Source organism: Pseudomonas sp. TR47 (assembly GCF_044143025.1).
Lineage (GTDB): Bacteria > Pseudomonadota > Gammaproteobacteria > Pseudomonadales > Pseudomonadaceae > Aquipseudomonas > Aquipseudomonas putida_E.
In genome coordinates this window covers 31,122-47,737 of record NZ_JBHFCS010000005.1, presented here as the reverse complement: position 1 = coordinate 47,737, position 16,616 = coordinate 31,122, and the positions used below count along the sequence as shown (strand labels likewise).

The window sequence follows — 16,616 nt, the reverse complement described above, 5'->3', positions numbered from 1 at the left end:
TAGATTGCCATGAAACACCGCCGTTGTACTTGCGCTATTGGTCGGTCAGGGCAGCTCGGGCAAAGGTTGTTGCGCATGGGGCGGGCCGAGAGTGATGAACACGTCCTGCGCAGGGCTCAGCCATAAGCGCGCGGCTTCGCGAATGTCCTTGGGCGTCAGGGCTGCCAGGCTTTGGATGTAGGTTGCAAAATGATCTGCAGGTTGGCCAAGGTGGCTTGACGTGGCCAGGCTCTTGGCCAGCTCTGCGTTGCTCGCCATGGTGCGATGCAACCTGCCTGCGATCTGGTTGCGCGCCATGTCGCACTCCGCCTGGCTTGGGCCATGCTCGCGCAGGCAAGCCAGCATCCCGGAAACCAGCTCACGCGAGGCATCTCGGTATTGGGGGGCAATGTCCCATTCAATTTGCAGCAGGCTCGCCGCATCAAAGGGTCTGAGCGACGAGCGGATGGTGTAGGTCAAGGCACGTCGGCTTCGTAGCTCTTGTGTCAGACGCGACTCGAAGCCGCTGCCGAGGATTTCGTCAAGCATGGTCAAAGCTGCATACCCTGGCTTGTCGGGTGATGTGGGCAGCAGCAGAGTCAGGGTGGCCCGGGTCGTACTTGCGGTGTGTTCCTGATGCCGGATGAGCGCCTCTGGCAACGGCGCCGGTGGCGGGAGCTGCCCTGCCCAGTGTTGTGGTAGCGCCTGAAGCAGTTCAGTGATGAGTGTCTGCGCCTCGTCGCGCGAGAGGTCGCCCACCAGGCCGATATCGAGGTTGTTGGCAGAGTAGGCGCGTCGGTGGAAATCGCGCAGCTGCTGCTCGTCGATCTGCTTGAGGCTCTCAGGGGTGCCAGCCCAATGTGTGGCGTAGGGGTGGCCATCGAATACATGGCTCATTGTCGCGTGAGACATCCCTGAGGCCGGGCTCGATGCAACTGCGCCAAGGAAGTTGAGCAGTCGTTCGCGGATGCCTGCGACGGCTTCCTCCCGGAAGGCGGGGCGCGCCAGCATTTGCGTGAGCAGTTGCAGGGCGCTTGTACGCAGTGCCGGCAGGCTCAGGCAGCGCAGCGTGATCACGGCCTCATCCTGGTTCATCTGCCTTGCCATGATCGCACCCAGCCCCTCGATGGCCTGTGCGAATTGGGCGGCATCCAGATGCTCGGTACCCTGATCGAGGCTGTAAAGGACAAGGGCGGCCAGGCCCGGGCTAGTGCCGTCGAGCGCACTGCCAGCGCGAAAGCGTAGCGCCAGGTCGAATATCGGGCGGTCATGGGATGGCATGAAGCTGACCTTGGCGCCTTCGTCGGTCTGCCATTGCTGTATCTGGGCCGGCAAGGGCTGGTGCTGCTCCAGGTCCAGGCCTTGCGTGGACTCCAGCCGGGCCATTGCCGCCACGGCGGCATCGGTCATGGGGCCCTTGCAAATCAGTGGCATGCTGCTGGTGGAAAGAGGTTTGTTCATGCCGGTGCTCCTGTTTGCAGATGAGTGATGGTCAGCCTTTCGCGGCTCAGGTAGTCGAACGCTACCTGTCGTAATGTCGCGCTATCGAGGTGGCGGACACGTTCGGCTTCTTGATCGATCAGCGAGGGAGACAGACCAGCGGCCGCCGCTGCGCCGATGCGCCCAGCTTGCAGGGTGACGCTGTCGCGGCTGAACAGGCGGCGGGTAAGCATGCGCAGTTTCGCGCGCTCCAGTTCCTGGGGGGAAAGCAGCGTATGGCGCAGGGTATCGATCAAGGTATAGATCGCTTCTACGGCGTGCTCGTGGGTGGATCTTTGACTGTTGATATAGGTTGAAAGGGTCAACAGCGTGTCGCCACGCACCATTGGCTCATATGACAGGCCGATGCCCTTGAGCAGCCGTCGGTCTCGCACCAGCTCGCTGTAGAGCCTTGCGCTGAACCCTTTGCCAAGCACTTCACAGAGCACGCCCAAGGCAGGCACTGTGGTTGCCTCGGTGGCCGTGGCGTGGCTTGGTGCATTGAAGGACATGAACAAACCATCACGCAGGCCTGGCAATTTCAGCTTCTGGCTTCGCTCCTGCAGGTGCGCGTCATGCCGGGGGACCGGTGCTGCGCCAAGCGGGGCCCTGGCGATGCTGGCGAAATACCGGCTCACGTGCTGGCGAAGCGTGGGAAGGTCGACGGCGCCCACCACCACGAGGGTGGCGTTATTGGGCCGATACCACGTTTGATACCAGGTGCGCACGGTATCCAGGCGCATGTTGTTCAGGTCTGCCGGGTTGCCAAACGCCGCCGTGGCATACGGGCTGCTGCCGTGAGCAAGCGCTATGTGCCGTTCAGCTGCCTGCTGTGCAGGAGCGTTTTCGACTTTGAGTCGGCGCTCGTCTTCGATCGCTTTGACTGCCCGCTCCATGTCTGCCTGGCCAAAGGTTGCGCCCGCCATGGCATCCGCCATTATTTCGAGTGCAATCGGCAATCGTGCCGCGGGTAACAGGACATCGTATGCCGTTGCGTCATCGGTGGTAGTGGCATTGGCCTTTCCGCCGAGCCGCGCGATCACCTGGGTGTATCGGCCCGCTTCGAGTTTGCGGCTGCCTTCGAATATCAGGTGTTCCAGCAGGTGCGAGAGGTTGGTATGGCCGGCCGGTTCATGGCTGGTGCCAACGTGGTACCAGAGCTGGATTGCGGCGAGCGGGGTGCTGTGGTCTTCACGCAGATAGACAGCCAGGCCGTTATCCAATGTGAAATGCTGCAACGATGGGTGGGTGGCATCCGCGATGGAGACGATGCCGGCTGACACCGTTTGGTCGTCGAGGGTAAACGGGGGAGTCGATGGCATTGCTCAAGTGCTCCTGGTTGGGGTGACCAGGAGCAGCTTCGGCGAGATTGTGCGCTTGCCTGCGCTATATAGTTAGGGCCTGCGTTCAGGCGCGCTGCCACAGCGCGTAATGCACCTGGCCAGTCTTTTTTTCGCGGTGCAGGCGCCAGTTGCCTGGCATTTGCAGGGTAGAGGGGGCGGCTTCGCTCTCGGTGTAGATCCACGCCTGCTCGCGCAGCCACTGGTTCTGCTCCAACAGGTTGCAGGTGTTGGCCAGCAGGTCCTGGTGGAACGGCGGATCGAGAAACACGACGTCGAACTGTTGCTTGGCCGGGGCTTGCAAGTAGCGCTGGGCGTCGGTCTGGAGGATTTGCCCGCGCGGGCAGCGCAGGATCTCCAGGTTGTTCTTCAGGTTGTTGATAGCCGCCGCGTTGCTGTCCAGTGCTACGGCATCTGCAGCACCGCGTGACAACGCTTCGAGCACCAGGGCGCCACTGCCGGTAAAGGCATCCAGCACCCGGGCGCCTTCGATGTAGGGCGCCAGCCAGTTGAACAGGGTTTCGCGCACACGGTCGGTGGTCGGCCGCAGGCCTTCGCCTTCAGGCACCGCCAGGCGGCGGCTGCGCCACTCGCCAGCGATGATGCGCAGGTGGCCCTGTCCCTTGCTTTGGCCCTGCTGAGGTCGGGCGGGAGGGGTGGATCTAGGCATTAGTGCTCCGGTACGCCGAGAGGCTGCTCGGCGGGTTTGTCAGTAGGGGCTGGCAGCGGCTTTTGCGGCACGCTCGGGCCGACGGTGACGATCACCAGTTTGTCGGCTGCCAAATGCTTGTTCATGGCTGCCTTGACCTGCTCGACGGTCAGCGCTTGGGACTGCTGCATGAAGTCTTCCAGCCAGGTCAATGGCAGGTTGTAGAAGCCGATGGCGCCCAATTGGCCGACGATGCTCGCATTGCTGGCGTTCGACAGCGGGAAGCTGCCGGCCAGTTCGCGCTTGGCGTCGTCCAGTTCCTGCTGGGTCGGGCCGTTCTTGAGGTAGTCGGCAAGGATACCCTGCACCAGCTTGAGTGTGCCCTCGCTGAGTTCGGCACGGGTTTGCAGGTTGATCATGAACGGGCCGCGCACCTGCATCGGGCTGAATACCGAGTATACGCCGTAGGTCAGGCCGCGTTTTTCCCGCACTTCGCTCATCAGGCGGGTACCGAAGGCGCCGCCACCGAGAATCTGGTTGCCCAGCGACAGGGCTGGCCAGTCCGGGTCCTGGCGGTCGATGCCCAGCTCGGCCAGCATCAGGTGGGTCTGCTTGGACGGGAAGTCGATGTGGGTGGTACCTGCCTTGGGCTCGACGGGTTGCGCAGGCTTGGCCAGTGCCGGGCCTTTGGGCAGGGCGGCGGAGACCTGGGCGGCAATCGCCTTGGCCTCTTCGCGGCTGAGGTCGCCGACCAGTGCGATTACCGCGTTGCCCGCTGCATAGGCTTTGGCGTGGAATGCGCGCAGCTGTTCCAGGGTGATGCCCGGGATGCTTTCAGCGCTGCCGTCGCTTGGATGGGCGTAAGGGTGTTCGCCGTAAAGTTTGCCGAACAACGCCTTGCCGGCGATCTTGCCGGGGTTCTGCTTCTCGTATTCGAAACCGGCCAGCAGCTGGTTCTTGATTCGTTTGAGTGCGTCCTCCGGGAAGGTCGGCTTGCCGGTTACTTCAGCGAACAGCTTCAGGGCCGGCTCGCGCTTGTCCTTCACACTCAGGCTGCGCAGCGAGGCCACCGCCATGTCGCGGTAGGAACCGTTGCCGAAGTCTGCGCCGAGCCCTTCGAAGCCTTCGGCGATGGCGGTCACATCCTTGCCGGCAACGCCTTCGTTGAGCATGGCATTGGTCAGGGTGGCCAGGCCCGGCGTGTTGCCGTCCTGGCTGCTGCCGGCGGCGAAGGTCACGCGCAAATCGAACATCGGCAGCTCGCGGGCCTCGACGAACAGTACGCGTGCACCTTCGGCAGTGGTCCAGTTCTGGATGTTCAGCTGGCGCCGGCTGGGGGCCTTGCCGTCCAGCTCGGCCAGCGACTGCAGGGTATTGGCGGGGCGGGCCGCGGTGCTGTCGGTTTCGGCGTGGGCAGGGCGAGCCAGGACGCAGGTCATCGCCACCACCAGTGCGATGATGCCCGTGCCGATCAGGGTGTAGCGTGGTGCGCTGCAATCACTCATGAGCGGACTCCTCAGGCAGTACGTGGGCAACGCTCAGGCGTTCGCGGGTGAAATAGGTGCGTGCGGCGGCCTGGATGTCTTCGGGGGTCACGCGCTTGAGTTCGTCCAGTTCGCTGTCGATCAGTTTCCAGGACAGGCCGACCGTCTCTAGCTGGCCAATGGTGGTGGCCTGGCTGCTGATGGAGTCGCGGTCGTAGACCAGCCCGGCGATCACCTGGGCGCGTACACGTTCCAGTTCCTCGGCGCTCGGCGGGGTGGTCTTGAGCTCATCGAGCAACTGCCAGACGCCTTTCTCGACATCGGCGAGCGTCTTCTGCTTCTGTACGTTAGGGGTAGCCGAGATCATGAACAGGCTGTCGCCGCGGGTGAAGGCGTTGTAGCTGGACGAGGCGCCGGCCACCAGTTCCTGGCCACGCTCCAGGCGCGCCGGCAGGCGGGCGCTGTAGCCGCCGTCGAGCAAGGCCGAGATCAGCCGCAGGGCGTGCGCGGTGCGCGGGTCCTTGGCGGTGGCAAGGCCCGGTACGTTGAAGCCGTAGATCAGGCTTGGCAGTTGGGTGCGCACGTGCAGGGTCAGCTGGCGCCGGCCTGGCTCGGCCAGCTCCAGCGGCAGCTTGGCCGGCGGCACGGCGCGCTTGGGGATACTGGCGAAGTACTTCTGCGCCAGGCCTTTGACCTCGGCGGCGGTAACATCGCCGACCACCACCAGGGTGGCGTTGTTCGGCGCGTACCAGGACTCGTACCAGTGGCGCAGCTCCTCGACTTTCATGCGTTCGAGGTCGGCCATCCAGCCGATGGTCGGGGTGTGGTAGCCGCTGGCCGGGTAGGCCATGGCGCGGAACAGCTCGAAAGCCTTGGCGCTTGGCTGATCGTCGGTGCGCAGGCGGCGCTCTTCCTTGATCACCTCGATTTCGCGGCTGAACTCATCGGCCGGCAGGCGCAGGTTGGCCAGCCGGTCGGCCTCCAGCTCCAGAGCCACCGGCAGGCGGTCGCGGGCCAGAACCTGGTAGTAGGCGGTGTAGTCGTCGCTGGTAAAGGCGTTCTCTTCCGCGCCCAGGTCGCGCAGGATGCGCGAAGCTTCGCCGGGGCCGACCTTGGCGCTGCCCTTGAACATCATGTGTTCCAGAGCGTGGGACAGCCCGGTCTGGCCGGGTGTCTCATAGCTGGAGCCGACCTTGTACCAGATCTGCGAAACCACCACTGGCGCGCGGTGGTCCTCGCGTACGACCACTTTCAGGCCGTTGTCGAGGATGAATTCGTGGGTGGGTTGCACATCGGCGGCAAAGGCTGCGAGCGGCAGGCAGAGCGTGCTGAGCAACAGGCCAGCGGCGCGGCGGGCTAGAGCATTCATAAGGTGTTTAACCTGTTCGGCGGCCCGCAGGGTTTAGCGTCGGCGGGCCAGGAGGTGCTAGGATACTGATCCGGTTGCCTGGCGACCATGCCTGTCGCCGTTCTGGCCTGCAGGTCCATTAAGACAAAACATTGCGCATGAACCAGCCGGCTTCAAAACAGTCTGTTCTGCGTTTAGAGAATTCCAGATGAGCCGCTGCTGGCCCATCGCTACCCTGAGATAGCCGTCTTCCATGTTTGGTTCCAACGACGACAAAAAAGCGCCGGCCGAGGCTGGCGAGAAAAAAGGCCTGTTCAGCTGGTTTCGCAAGAAGCCGCAGCAACCTGTCGCCGAACAGCCACAAACCCCTGATGCTCACGCAGTAGAGCCGGTATCGCCGCCGCCTGCCGCCGAGCAGCCTGAAGCGGCTGCGGCCGAGCCGGTGGTTGCCGAAGCGCCCCCGCCTGCCGTTGAGCCGGTACGTCCCGCTGAGCCGGTACTGGCCCCCCAGCCTGCGCCTGTCGTTGAGCCTGCTCCGGCCCCGGAGGTCGCACCGGCCCCTGAGCCTGCGCCGGCTCCTGAGGTTGCACCGGTCCCTGAGCATGCTCCAGCCCCTGAGCCAGTGCCGGTTCCCGAGCCTGTCCTGGCCCCTGTGAGGGCGGAGTTGCCTGCGAGTGCTGAGCCCGCTGCTGCGCAGCTCGAAAGCCCTGCTCCAGTCGCAGCAGCCCCCGAAGCCCCGGTCAGCAACCTGGTCTTGCCCGTTGCCGAAGAACCGGTCGCCCTGGTTCCAGACCTTGAGCCAAAAGCCCCGCCAGCGATTCCCGAGCGCCCGGCCCCGGAACAGGCCGTCGCGGCCGTTACCCCAGCCGTTGCCGAACCTGCCAAGCCCGGCTTCTTCGCTCGCCTCAAGCAGGGCCTGTCGAAGACCAGCGCCAGCATCGGCGAAGGCATGGCCAGCCTGTTCCTGGGCAAGAAAGTCATTGATGATGACCTGCTAGACGAGATCGAAACACGCTTGCTGACCGCCGACGTTGGCGTGGAGGCGACCTCGACCATCGTTCAGAACCTGACCCAGAAGGTTGCGCGCAAACAGCTGGCCGATGCCGATGCCCTGTACAAGTCGCTGCAGGAAGAACTGGCCGCGCTGCTGCGCCCGGTCGAGCAGCCGCTGAAGATCCAGGCGCAGAACAAGCCCTATGTGATCCTCGTGGTAGGCGTCAACGGCGCCGGCAAGACCACCACTATCGGCAAGCTGGCCAAGAAGCTGCAACTCGAGGGCAAGAAGGTCATGCTGGCCGCGGGTGATACCTTCCGTGCTGCCGCTGTCGAGCAGTTGCAGGTCTGGGGCGAGCGAAACCAGATCCCGGTGATCGCCCAGCACACCGGTGCCGACTCCGCGTCGGTGATCTTCGATGCCGTGCAGGCCGCCAAGGCCCGTGGCGTCGATGTGCTGATCGCCGATACCGCCGGCCGGCTGCACACCAAAGACAACCTGATGGAAGAGCTGAAAAAGGTTCGCCGGGTCATCGGCAAGCTTGACGCCGAGGCGCCGCATGAGGTGCTGCTGGTGCTCGATGCCGGTACTGGCCAGAACGCCATCAGCCAGGCCAAGTACTTCAACCAGAGCGTCGAGCTGACCGGCCTGGCCCTGACCAAGCTGGACGGCACTGCCAAGGGGGGCGTGATCTTCGCGCTTGCCAAGCAGTTCAACATTCCGATCCGCTTCATCGGCGTGGGTGAAGGTATCGACGACCTGCGCACCTTCGAAGCCGAGCCGTTCGTCAAGGCTCTGTTTGCCGAGCGAGAGCACCCATGATCCGATTCGAACAGGTTGCCAAGCGCTACCCCAACGGCCATGTTGGCTTGCATGAGCTGAGTTTCCGGGCGCGCCGGGGCGAATTCCTGTTCGTCACCGGCCATTCCGGGGCCGGCAAGAGCACCTTGCTGCGCCTGCTGCTGGCCATGGAACGCCCCACCAGCGGCAAGTTGATGCTGGCAGGGCAGGACCTGGGCCAGATCAGCAATGCGCAGATCCCGTTCCTGCGTCGGCAGATCGGGGTGGTGTTCCAGAACCACCAGTTGCTGTTCGACCGTACCGTTTTCAACAACATTGCCCTGCCGCTGCAGATTCTCGGCCTGTCCAAGGCAGAGATCGCCAAACGCGTGGATTCGGCGCTGGAGCGTGTGTCGCTGGTCGACAAGGGTGAGCTGTTCCCGGCCGACCTGTCCACCGGCCAGCAGCAGCGGGTCGGTATCGCTCGTGCGATCGTCCACCAGCCCGCCTTGCTGCTGGCCGACGAACCCACCGGTAACCTCGACCCGCGCCTTGCCGCAGAGATCATGGGGGTGTTCGAGGACATCAATCGGCTGGGTACCACGGTGTTGATCGCCAGCCATGACCTGGCACTGATTGCGCGCATGCGCCACCGCATGCTGACCTTACAGCGCGGCCGTCTGATCGGCGATGGGGAGGCCGGGCAATGAGCACTACACGTACACCCAAGGTTTCCGAGCGGGTCGCCCCAAAGGCCGCCGACGCGGATACCCGGAAAAAGCGCGGCGAGCATGATGATGACGGCCCGGACTTCCGCACGCTGTTGCACGCCTGGCTGGACAGCCACCGTGCCAGCCTGGCCGACAGCCTGCGTCGCCTGGGCAAGCAGCCGATCGGCAGCTTCTTCACCTGCCTGGTGATGGCCGTGGCGCTGAGCATGCCCATGGGCCTTTCGCTGCTGTTGAAGAACGTCGAGAAGCTGGGGGGCTCCTGGCAGCGCGCCGCGCAGATTTCCCTGTACCTGAAGCTCGACGCGGGCAGCAAGGAGGGCGAGGCCCTGGGCCAAGAGATCAAAGGCATGCCTGGGGTGGCCGATGCCTTGTACATCAGCCCAGCGCAGGCGCTGGAAGAGTTCCAGCAGCAGTCCGGGTTGGGCGAAGCCCTGCGTGAACTGCCCGACAACCCGCTGCCTGGTGTCGTGGTGGTGACCCCGACCGAAGTCGACAAGCCGGCCCTGGAAGCGCTGCGGCAACGTCTGGCCGAGCTGCCGCGAGTGGAAAATGCACAACTCGACCTGGTGTGGGTGGAGCGCCTGGCGGCGATCCTCAAGCTGGGCGACCGGTTCGTCTTCGGCCTGGCGGTGATGCTTATTTCTGCCTTGCTGTTAGTAATCGGTAACACAATTCGTCTACATATTGAAAACCGCCGTACCGAGATCGAAGTCATCAAGCTGGTAGGCGGCACCGACAGCTACGTCCGTCGGCCTTTCCTGTACATGGGCGCGTTGTACGGCCTGGGTGCGGGCCTGCTTGCCTGGGGTATCCTCGCGTTCGGCCTCAACTGGCTGAACGAGGCCGTGGTAGGGCTGTCCGGGCTCTACGGCAGCGACTTCTCCCTGGGCGGTGTGCCAGCATCCGATGGTCTGTCGCTCTTGATCGGGGCGGTACTGTTGGGGTATATCGGTGCATGGATTGCGGTGGCTCGGCATTTGAACGAGTTGGCCCCGCGATAGTTTTTCTGAGCCAGCATTGACAATTTTTCATTTTTGGAACTTGCACCTTGGTTCCAGGTCTATGTTGGCAGTGCTCACAAGGCACGAGTCTGGTAAGTCGGAGGTTCTTGAATGACCACATCGTTGCAACCTGCCTATGCCCTGGTTCCCGGTGCAAACCTGGAAGCCTACGTGCACACGGTCAACAGCATCCCGCTGCTGACTGTCGAGCAGGAGCGTGATCTGGCCGAGCGTCTCTATTATGAGCAGGATCTTGAGGCCGCTCGGCAAATGGTGATGGCCCACCTGCGCTTCGTCGTACATATCGCCCGCAGCTATGCTGGCTACGGGTTGGCCCAGGCCGACCTCATTCAGGAAGGCAACGTCGGCCTGATGAAGGCGGTCAAGCGCTTCAACCCGGAAATGGGTGTGCGCCTGGTGTCGTTCGCCGTGCACTGGATCAAGGCTGAAATCCACGAATTCATCCTGCGCAACTGGCGCATCGTCAAGGTGGCTACCACCAAGGCCCAGCGCAAGCTGTTCTTCAACCTGCGCAGCCAGAAGAAGCGTCTGGCCTGGTTGAACAATGATGAAGTGCACCGCGTGGCTGAAAGCCTCGGCGTCGAGCCGCGTGAAGTGCGTGAGATGGAAAGCCGTCTGAGTGGCCAGGACATGGCCTTCGACCCGGCAGCAGAGGCGGACGACGACAGCGCCTTCCAGTCGCCTGCACATTACCTGGAAGACCATCGCTACGACCCGGCTGTGCAGCTTGAGGACGCTGACTGGAGCGACAACTCCACCAGCAACCTGCATGAAGCCTTGCAGGGCCTGGACGAGCGTAGCCGCGACATTCTCTACCAGCGCTGGCTGGCTGAAGAGAAAGCCACATTGCATGAGCTGGCAGACAAGTACAGCGTTTCGGCTGAGCGTATTCGCCAGCTGGAAAAGAATGCGATGAACAAGGTGAAGGCGTTGATTGCTGCGTGATTGGCGCCTGATGCACTGAAAAGCCGCTGGCCCATGACAGGGTGAGCGGCTTTTTTGTTTGCGTATGCTTTACCGGCCTCGGAGAGGGGCAGTCAAAGTCAGCGTATCAATTCAGGGCCTGCGCGAAGCATCCAGCTGCATCAGGTAGCTCGGCCCACCCAGCTGGCTCATTTGCCGGCGAATCCAGCCTGCCCGGCTCGCCACGTAGGCGCTCGGCCGGCTGGCGCTCCACTTGATGGGGCTGGGCAGCACCGCAGCCAATTGAGCAGCCTGCTGGCGGTTCAGGCGGCTGGCATCGATACCGAAGTGGTAGCGCGCCGCAGCCTGGGCACCAAATACCCCTTTGCCCCATTCGGCACTGTTCAGGTAGACCTCGAGGATCCGCTCTTTCGACCAGAACAGTTCCAGCAGCGCCGTGAACCAGGCCTCCAGCCCCTTGCGCAGCCAACTGCGACCCGACCACAGGAACAGGTTCTTGGCCACCTGCTGGGTCAAGGTGCTGGCACCACGGATGCTGCCGCCCCGCTCGTTATAGGCTAGCGCCGCCTGGATGGCGGGGATGTCGAACCCCCAGTGGTTGGCGAACTTCTGGTCTTCACCGGCGATGACCGCGACCTTGAGGTCATCCGAGATATTTTCCCACGGCTGCCAGTCGCGCTGCAGGTCGATCGGCTCGCCACTGACCCACGACTGCACCTTGCGCTCGACCATCAATGCCGTGCCGGGAGGCGGCACCCAGCGGAACACCAGCACCAGCACGATGCTGCCGGCAGCGAACCAGAACAGGGCGCGGGCGAGGCGACGGAGTAGGGATGACAGCATGGCGATGGCTTGGCCGGACCGGTGGAACGGGCCATTATACAGACCCGATCCCAGGAGTCGTCCCATGCTTCGCACCTTCCTCATGCTCGCCGCCCTTTTCGGCTTTACCGGTGTCGGCCTGGGCGCATTCGCCGCCCATGGGCTGAAAAACCGCCTGAGCGCAGATTACCTGGCCATCTTTCAAACCGGAGTGACCTATCAACTGGTGCATGCCTTGGCAATCTTCGGGGTCGCGCTGCTCGCGGCGCACTTGCCGGGGCGCCTGGTTGGCTGGGCCGGTGGTCTGTTCGCCCTGGGCATCGTGCTGTTCTCCGGTAGCCTGTACCTGCTGACCCTCAGCGGGCTGGGCAAGCTTGGCATCATCACCCCTATCGGCGGCTTGTGCTTCCTGGCCGGCTGGGTCTGCCTGGGCATGGCAGCATGGCGTTTAGGCTGACCAAGCGGTCCACAATCACGACTAATGGCGTGCACCGCCCTTGGGTTAACGCGTTGATCGGCGCTAGAATGCTGGCCCCCAACGCACAATGGTGGCCGTGCGCATGCGCATTCAATTGAACGGTGAACCCTATGAATTGCCCGCTGGCGAAAGCGTCGCGGCGCTGCTGACCCGCCTGGAGCTGACCGGGCGCCGGGTGGCAGTGGAATTGAACCTGGATATCGTGCCGCGCAGTCAGCACGACAGCACGCAGCTCAACGACGGCGACCAGGTCGAAGTGGTCCACGCTATTGGCGGCGGCTGATTCCGGCCTGGCGATTCACCTGCAAGCCCAGCAACCTTTTCCAGAGGATCTTTGATGAGCAACGTTCGTAGCGACAAGCCCTTTACCCTGGCCGGGCGCACTTTCCAGTCGCGCCTGCTGGTCGGCACCGGCAAATACCGTGACATGGAAGAAACCCGCCTGGCCATCGAGGCCTCGGGCGCCGAAATCGTCACTGTCGCCGTGCGCCGCACCAACCTCGGCCAGAACCCGGGCGAACCGAACCTGCTCGATGTGCTGCCACCGGACCGTTACACCATTCTGCCGAACACCGCCGGCTGCTATGACGCCGTCGAAGCGGTGCGCACCTGCCGCCTGGCCCGTGAACTGCTCGATGGTCATAACCTGGTCAAGCTGGAGGTCCTGGCAGACCAGAAGACCCTGTTCCCCAACGTGATCGAAACCCTCAAGGCCGCCGAAGTACTGGTCAAGGACGGCTTCGACGTGATGGTCTACACCAGCGATGACCCGATCATTGCCCGTCAACTGGCCGAAGCAGGCTGCATCGCGGTCATGCCGCTGGCCGGCCTTATCGGCACTGGCCTGGGCATCTGCAACCCGTACAACCTGCAGATCATCCTGGAAGAATCCAAGGTGCCGGTGCTGGTCGATGCAGGCGTGGGTACCGCCTCCGATGCCACCATCGCCATGGAAATGGGCTGTGAAGCGGTGCTGATGAACTCGGCCATCGCCCACGCCCAGCAGCCCGTGCTGATGGCCGAGGCCATGAAACACGCAATCGTCGCCGGGCGCATGGCCTACCTCGCCGGGCGCATGCCGAAGAAACTCTATGCCAGCGCGTCTTCGCCGCTGGATGGTCTGATCAAGTAAGAGCTACTGATGACTGAATCGCAAGACACGCCGATCACCACCGACGGCGAAGCGCGTCCACACCGCCGCATCAAGAGTTTCGTGATGCGCGCCGGGCGCATGACCGAAGGCCAGCAACGCGGCCTGGACCAGGGCGGCCCGCTGTATATCCTGCCGCTGGCCGAAAGCCCGGTGGACTATGACCAGGTGTTCGGCCGTTCGGCGCCACGCACCCTGGAGATCGGTTTCGGCATGGGCCATTCCCTCTTGGAGATGGCCGCTGCCGCACCTGAGCAAGACTTCATCGGTGTTGAAGTGCACCGCCCGGGTGTCGGCGCGCTGCTTAACGGCGTGCTGACCGAGGGCCTGAAGAACCTGCGGGTGTACGATTGCGACGCCATCGAAGTGCTCAACCGCTGTGTGGCCGATAACAGCCTCGACCGCTTGATGCTGTTCTTCCCTGACCCATGGCACAAGGCGCGCCACCACAAGCGTCGTATCGTGCAGTTGGAGTTCGCCGAGCTGGTGCGTCGCAAGCTCAAACCGGGTGGCATATTCCATATGGCCACTGACTGGGAGCCGTATGCCCAATACATGCTGGAAGTGATGAGCGCGGCGCCGGGGTACCGAAACCTGGCCGCAGACGGGGCTTATGTGCCGCGTCCCGAAGAACGTCCAATCACCAAGTTCGAGCGCCGTGGTGAGCGCTTGGGGCATGGGGTTTGGGATTTGAAATTCGAGAAGGTGGCTTGATTGGCTGTTTGAGCCTTTCGATGTTGCGCTGAGCCGCCTATGCAAGCCCTCCGGGGCTTGTTTGTAATCCAGGCCGAGAGGGGGCACGCCTGACCGCCTCGGTGGCTCCCTGCAAAGGGCAGTCGAGTGGTAGAGCTGCCCTGGTTTTGCGGGGCAGCTTCCAGTCAGTCAGCTTTACCCCCGCCGATCAGCGACCACGCCAATCAACACCAGCACCACCAACAGCACCGGCGCCAACGCGTAGTTGTTGAACTGGCTCAGCCCCTTCACCACCCACGGCGTGGCATAGATCAGCGCCGCGCCGCTGCCGATCATCACCAGCAGCGCCATGAACGGAACCCGCAGGGCACCTGCCAGGCCGCCCAGCCGTTGTTCCACCCAGCCCTTGATATCGGTGCCAAACAGCACCAGCAGGCAGCCCACCAAGGCCAGCGAAATCTCAGACAGGTTGCTACGGCTCCAGCGGGAAACCGTTGCCAGCAGGTCAAGTACCAGATCCATGGGTCATCCTTAGGTCAAGAAATACTGCAGCAGGTCATTGAGGAACAACTGGCCGCGTGGCGTGGCCACCAACCGATCCGGTTCGACCTGCAAAAGGCCTTTTTGTTCGGCGGCGCGGCGGGCCTCGGCCAGTTGCGCCAGTGGCAAGCCGGTGCGCTGGCTGAACAGCTCGGCTTCTACGCCATCGGTCAGGCGCAGCGCGTTCATCAGGAACTCGAACGGCAGCTCGTCCACCGGCAGCAGCTTTTCGCCGGCCTTGAACGGCTTGGCCAGGTTCAGGTAGTCCTTGGGTAGGCGGGTTTTCCAGGTGCGCAGGATACGGCCGTCGGCAAAGGTCAGCTTGCCGTGGGCGCCGGCGCCGATGCCGATAAAATCGCCAAAGCGCCAGTAATTGAGGTTGTGCTTGGCAGCACGCCCCGCCTGGGCATAGGCCGAAACCTCATACTGCTTGTAGCCGTGCGCCGCCATCAGTGCCTGGCCGGCCTCCTGAATGTCCCAAAGAATGTCGTCCTCGGGCAGTTCAGGTGGTTGGTTCCAGAACACCGTGTTCGGCTCCACGGTCAGCTGGTACCAGGACAGGTGCGTTGGCCCCAGGTCGATGGCCTGGCGCAGGTCGCCCAACGCATCGTCCAGTGACTGATCCGGAAGGCCGTGCATCAGGTCCATGTTGAAGTTGTCGAAGCCGGCCGCCCGGGCCATGCCCGCTGCGCGAATGGCTTCGTCGCCATTGTGGATGCGCCCAAGCGCCTGCAGTTTGGCCGGCTGGAAGCTTTGCACGCCAATCGACAGGCGATTGATGCCCGTCTGCCGGTACGCCTTGAACTTCTCCTGCTCGAACGTCCCTGGGTTGGCTTCCAGCGTGATTTCAATGTCCGGCGCGAAGGGGATGCGTTGCTCCACGCCGCGCAGCAACCTGCCAAGGGCATTGGCGCTGAACAGGCTAGGGGTGCCGCCGCCGAAGAAGATCGACGAAATTGGCCTTCCCTGAACCGCAGGCAGCTCTTGGTCTAGGTCGGTCAGCAGGGCATCGACATAGGCCTCTTCCGGAAGCTCAGGCCCAGCTGCATGGGAGTTGAAGTCGCAGTAAGGGCATTTGCGCACGCACCACGGAATGTGGATGTACAGTGCCAAAGGTGGCAACGTGGCGAAACCCGCCACGCCAGGCTGGCGCGGCTGGGTGGACAACAATTCGATCATGCCAGGCCCAGACGTTGGCGCAGCAGGACCATGGCGCGGGCGCGGTGGCTGAGCTGGTTCTTGTCGGCAGGCGCGAGGTCGGCGCTTGAGCAGTTGCGCTCAGGCACCCAGAACAGCGGGTCATAGCCAAAGCCTTGATCGCCGCTGGCTTCGAACATGATGCGCCCATGCCAAAGGCCCTCGCAGAGGATGGGCAGTGGATCGTCGGCATGGCGTACCAGTGCCAGCACACAGACGAACTGGGCGCCGCGCTGATCTTGCGGTACATCCTTGAGTGCCTCGAGCAGCTTTGCGTTGTTTGCCGCATCACCCTTGCCGTCGGCATAGCGCGCCGAGTAGATGCCCGGCGCGCCACCGAGAAAGTCGACCGCCAGGCCAGAGTCGTCGGCCAGCGCCGGCAGCCCGGAGATGCGTGCAGCATTGCGCGCCTTGAGGATGGCGTTCTCGACGAACGACAGGCCGGTTTCTTCGGGTTCTACCTGGCTGAACTCACCAATCGAGCGCAGTTGCACGGTCTGGCCGAGCATGGCCTGAAGTTCCTTGAGTTTGCCGGCATTGTGGCTGGCCAATACGAGTTGCTGGAGATTCATCATTCGCCTGGGAACACTTCCTGGTTGAAGCTGAGTTTATGGCTGACCCCGCCGGTTTCGACATTCAGGTCGAAGGTCAGCGTCTCGGCCTGTTGGATCTTGAACTGGGCGATGTAGTAGATCGCGCCTCGATCGGTAATCTGCTTGAACGACAGCGGGTTGCTGCGCCCGGTGAGGTCTTTTACCGTGCCGCTGACCACCGCCATGGCGGGTTTGCTGGCCTTGAGCACGGCGATGTTGAGCACCCCCTGATTCTTGCTGCGGACAAGCCCAGTGGCGGCGGCAATGTCCGGCTGCAGCATGCTGGAGGTGAAGGCGCTGTAGTGCACCGTCACGTCGCCGAACACTTCCTTGCGCTCGGGTTTGGCGGCATCGGCAGCCAGTACCGGCAGCGCCAGGCACAAGCTGATCAGAAACAGGGCTAGGCGACGCAT

17 protein-coding genes and 1 pseudogene are annotated in these 16,616 nt (G+C 63.2%); 8 read left to right on the top strand and 10 right to left on the bottom strand.

From position 1 onward, the window contains the following. Nucleotides 1-45 precede the first annotated feature (45 nt). From ACEWE8_RS07185 to ACEWE8_RS07165, 5 genes and pseudogenes are all read right to left on the bottom strand, one after another. Nucleotides 46-1,440, bottom strand: a complete 1,395-nt coding sequence (locus tag ACEWE8_RS07185) for a M16 family metallopeptidase (protein ID WP_395589238.1) — start codon at nt 1,438-1,440, stop codon at nt 46-48. Next, a complete protein-coding gene (locus ACEWE8_RS07180; RefSeq protein ID WP_052750455.1) occupies nt 1,437-2,780 on the bottom strand; it encodes a pitrilysin family protein in 1,344 nt (447 codons plus the stop codon). The genes ACEWE8_RS07185 and ACEWE8_RS07180 overlap by 4 nt, the downstream gene beginning before the upstream one ends. 85 nt (nt 2,781-2,865) lie before the next feature. Beyond that, nucleotides 2,866-3,468: a 16S rRNA (guanine(966)-N(2))-methyltransferase RsmD gene (rsmD, locus tag ACEWE8_RS07175; protein ID WP_012312296.1), complete on the bottom strand. Its 603-nt coding sequence runs from the start codon at nt 3,466-3,468 to the stop codon at nt 2,866-2,868. Continuing rightward, a pseudogene (locus tag ACEWE8_RS07170) lies at nt 3,468-4,820 on the bottom strand (M16 family metallopeptidase); the annotation flags it as partial. The gene rsmD and the pseudogene ACEWE8_RS07170, both read right to left, overlap by 1 nt. Nucleotides 4,821-4,944: 124 nt before the next feature. Beyond that, nucleotides 4,945-6,300, bottom strand: a complete 1,356-nt coding sequence (locus ACEWE8_RS07165) for a pitrilysin family protein (protein WP_046787031.1) — start codon at nt 6,298-6,300, stop codon at nt 4,945-4,947. A gap of 232 nt (nt 6,301-6,532) precedes the next feature. Here ACEWE8_RS07165 and ftsY point away from each other — a divergent pair, with 232 nt between their 5' ends. The 4 genes from ftsY (at nt 6,533) to rpoH (ending at nt 10,751) form a co-directional block, all read left to right on the top strand. Beyond that, nucleotides 6,533-8,095: a signal recognition particle-docking protein FtsY gene (gene ftsY / locus ACEWE8_RS07160; RefSeq protein WP_046787032.1), complete on the top strand. Its 1,563-nt coding sequence runs from the start codon at nt 6,533-6,535 to the stop codon at nt 8,093-8,095. Continuing rightward, on the top strand, nt 8,092-8,763 hold the full coding sequence (ftsE, locus tag ACEWE8_RS07155) for a cell division ATP-binding protein FtsE (RefSeq protein WP_039601211.1): 672 nt from the start codon (nt 8,092-8,094) through the stop codon (nt 8,761-8,763). Before ftsY ends, ftsE begins: the two co-directional genes overlap by 4 nt. Further along, the gene (ftsX, locus tag ACEWE8_RS07150) at nt 8,760-9,785 is read left to right on the top strand and encodes a permease-like cell division protein FtsX (protein ID WP_046787033.1); all 1,026 of its coding nucleotides are present in this window, start codon (nt 8,760-8,762) and stop codon (nt 9,783-9,785) included. Before ftsE ends, ftsX begins: the two co-directional genes overlap by 4 nt. A gap of 111 nt (nt 9,786-9,896) precedes the next feature. Next, entirely contained in the window at nt 9,897-10,751 is an 855-nt protein-coding gene (rpoH, locus tag ACEWE8_RS07145; RefSeq protein ID WP_012312302.1) for an RNA polymerase sigma factor RpoH, read from the top strand. Nucleotides 10,752-10,862: 111 nt separating this feature from the next. On the opposite strand, the gene mtgA is transcribed toward rpoH, so the two are convergent. Next, nucleotides 10,863-11,573 carry a monofunctional biosynthetic peptidoglycan transglycosylase gene (gene mtgA / locus ACEWE8_RS07140; RefSeq protein WP_046787034.1) on the bottom strand — a complete coding sequence of 237 codons (711 nt, stop codon included), beginning with the start codon at nt 11,571-11,573 and terminating at the stop codon, nt 10,863-10,865. 64 nt (nt 11,574-11,637) lie between these two features. Here mtgA and ACEWE8_RS07135 point away from each other — a divergent pair, with 64 nt between their 5' ends. The 4 genes from ACEWE8_RS07135 (at nt 11,638) to trmB (ending at nt 13,894) form a co-directional block, all read left to right on the top strand. Then, nucleotides 11,638-12,009 carry a DUF423 domain-containing protein gene (locus tag ACEWE8_RS07135; protein WP_115273363.1) on the top strand — a complete coding sequence of 124 codons (372 nt, stop codon included), beginning with the start codon at nt 11,638-11,640 and terminating at the stop codon, nt 12,007-12,009. Nucleotides 12,010-12,112: 103 nt separating this feature from the next. Continuing rightward, a complete protein-coding gene (gene thiS / locus ACEWE8_RS07130) occupies nt 12,113-12,313 on the top strand; it encodes a sulfur carrier protein ThiS (RefSeq protein ID WP_012312305.1) in 201 nt (66 codons plus the stop codon). Between the two features lie 54 nt (nt 12,314-12,367). After that, complete coding sequence (locus ACEWE8_RS07125) at nt 12,368-13,162, top strand: thiazole synthase (protein ID WP_008092966.1); 795 nt, start codon at nt 12,368-12,370, stop codon at nt 13,160-13,162. A 9-nt stretch (nt 13,163-13,171) separates the two neighbouring features. Beyond that, nucleotides 13,172-13,894 (top strand): tRNA (guanosine(46)-N7)-methyltransferase TrmB, encoded by a 723-nt coding sequence (trmB, locus tag ACEWE8_RS07120; protein WP_046787035.1) that lies wholly within the window; start codon nt 13,172-13,174, stop codon nt 13,892-13,894. A gap of 174 nt (nt 13,895-14,068) precedes the next feature. Here the strand turns inward: trmB and ACEWE8_RS07115 are convergent, their stop codons facing one another. Genes ACEWE8_RS07115 through ACEWE8_RS07100 form a run of 4 tightly spaced genes read right to left on the bottom strand, consistent with a single transcriptional unit; the run spans nt 14,069 to nt 16,616 of the window. Continuing rightward, nucleotides 14,069-14,395, bottom strand: coding sequence for a DUF3392 domain-containing protein (locus ACEWE8_RS07115; RefSeq protein WP_003257821.1), 327 nt, complete (start codon nt 14,393-14,395; stop codon nt 14,069-14,071). A gap of 9 nt (nt 14,396-14,404) precedes the next feature. Next, the gene (gene hemW / locus ACEWE8_RS07110; protein WP_046787036.1) at nt 14,405-15,592 is read right to left on the bottom strand and encodes a radical SAM family heme chaperone HemW; all 1,188 of its coding nucleotides are present in this window, start codon (nt 15,590-15,592) and stop codon (nt 14,405-14,407) included. Next, nucleotides 15,589-16,185, bottom strand: coding sequence for an RdgB/HAM1 family non-canonical purine NTP pyrophosphatase (gene rdgB, locus ACEWE8_RS07105; protein WP_046787037.1), 597 nt, complete (start codon nt 16,183-16,185; stop codon nt 15,589-15,591). The genes hemW and rdgB overlap by 4 nt, the downstream gene beginning before the upstream one ends. Further along, entirely contained in the window at nt 16,182-16,616 is a 435-nt protein-coding gene (locus ACEWE8_RS07100) for a DUF4426 domain-containing protein (protein WP_046787038.1), read from the bottom strand. Before ACEWE8_RS07100 ends, rdgB begins: the two co-directional genes overlap by 4 nt.

What these genes read in the sequence shown, in the direction of transcription:
- ftsE (WP_039601211.1), top strand. Translation starts at nt 8,092, where the DNA reads ATGATCCGATTCGAACAGGTTGCCAAGCGCTACCCCAACGGCCATGTT.
- ACEWE8_RS07115 (WP_003257821.1), bottom strand. Translation starts at nt 14,395, where the DNA reads ATGGATCTGGTACTTGACCTGCTGGCAACGGTTTCCCGCTGGAGCCGT.
- trmB (WP_046787035.1), top strand. Translation starts at nt 13,172, where the DNA reads ATGACTGAATCGCAAGACACGCCGATCACCACCGACGGCGAAGCGCGT.
- thiS (WP_012312305.1), top strand. Translation starts at nt 12,113, where the DNA reads ATGCGCATTCAATTGAACGGTGAACCCTATGAATTGCCCGCTGGCGAA.
- hemW (WP_046787036.1), bottom strand. Translation starts at nt 15,592, where the DNA reads ATGATCGAATTGTTGTCCACCCAGCCGCGCCAGCCTGGCGTGGCGGGT.
- ACEWE8_RS07135 (WP_115273363.1), top strand. Translation starts at nt 11,638, where the DNA reads ATGCTTCGCACCTTCCTCATGCTCGCCGCCCTTTTCGGCTTTACCGGT.
- mtgA (WP_046787034.1), bottom strand. Translation starts at nt 11,573, where the DNA reads ATGCTGTCATCCCTACTCCGTCGCCTCGCCCGCGCCCTGTTCTGGTTC.
- ACEWE8_RS07165 (WP_046787031.1), bottom strand. Translation starts at nt 6,300, where the DNA reads ATGAATGCTCTAGCCCGCCGCGCCGCTGGCCTGTTGCTCAGCACGCTC.
- rpoH (WP_012312302.1), top strand. Translation starts at nt 9,897, where the DNA reads ATGACCACATCGTTGCAACCTGCCTATGCCCTGGTTCCCGGTGCAAAC.
- ACEWE8_RS07185 (WP_395589238.1), bottom strand. Translation starts at nt 1,440, where the DNA reads ATGAACAAACCTCTTTCCACCAGCAGCATGCCACTGATTTGCAAGGGC.
- rsmD (WP_012312296.1), bottom strand. Translation starts at nt 3,468, where the DNA reads ATGCCTAGATCCACCCCTCCCGCCCGACCTCAGCAGGGCCAAAGCAAG.
- ACEWE8_RS07180 (WP_052750455.1), bottom strand. Translation starts at nt 2,780, where the DNA reads ATGCCATCGACTCCCCCGTTTACCCTCGACGACCAAACGGTGTCAGCC.
- ACEWE8_RS07125 (WP_008092966.1), top strand. Translation starts at nt 12,368, where the DNA reads ATGAGCAACGTTCGTAGCGACAAGCCCTTTACCCTGGCCGGGCGCACT.
- ftsX (WP_046787033.1), top strand. Translation starts at nt 8,760, where the DNA reads ATGAGCACTACACGTACACCCAAGGTTTCCGAGCGGGTCGCCCCAAAG.
- ACEWE8_RS07100 (WP_046787038.1), bottom strand. Translation starts at nt 16,616, where the DNA reads ATGCGTCGCCTAGCCCTGTTTCTGATCAGCTTGTGCCTGGCGCTGCCG.
- rdgB (WP_046787037.1), bottom strand. Translation starts at nt 16,185, where the DNA reads ATGATGAATCTCCAGCAACTCGTATTGGCCAGCCACAATGCCGGCAAA.
- ftsY (WP_046787032.1), top strand. Translation starts at nt 6,533, where the DNA reads ATGTTTGGTTCCAACGACGACAAAAAAGCGCCGGCCGAGGCTGGCGAG.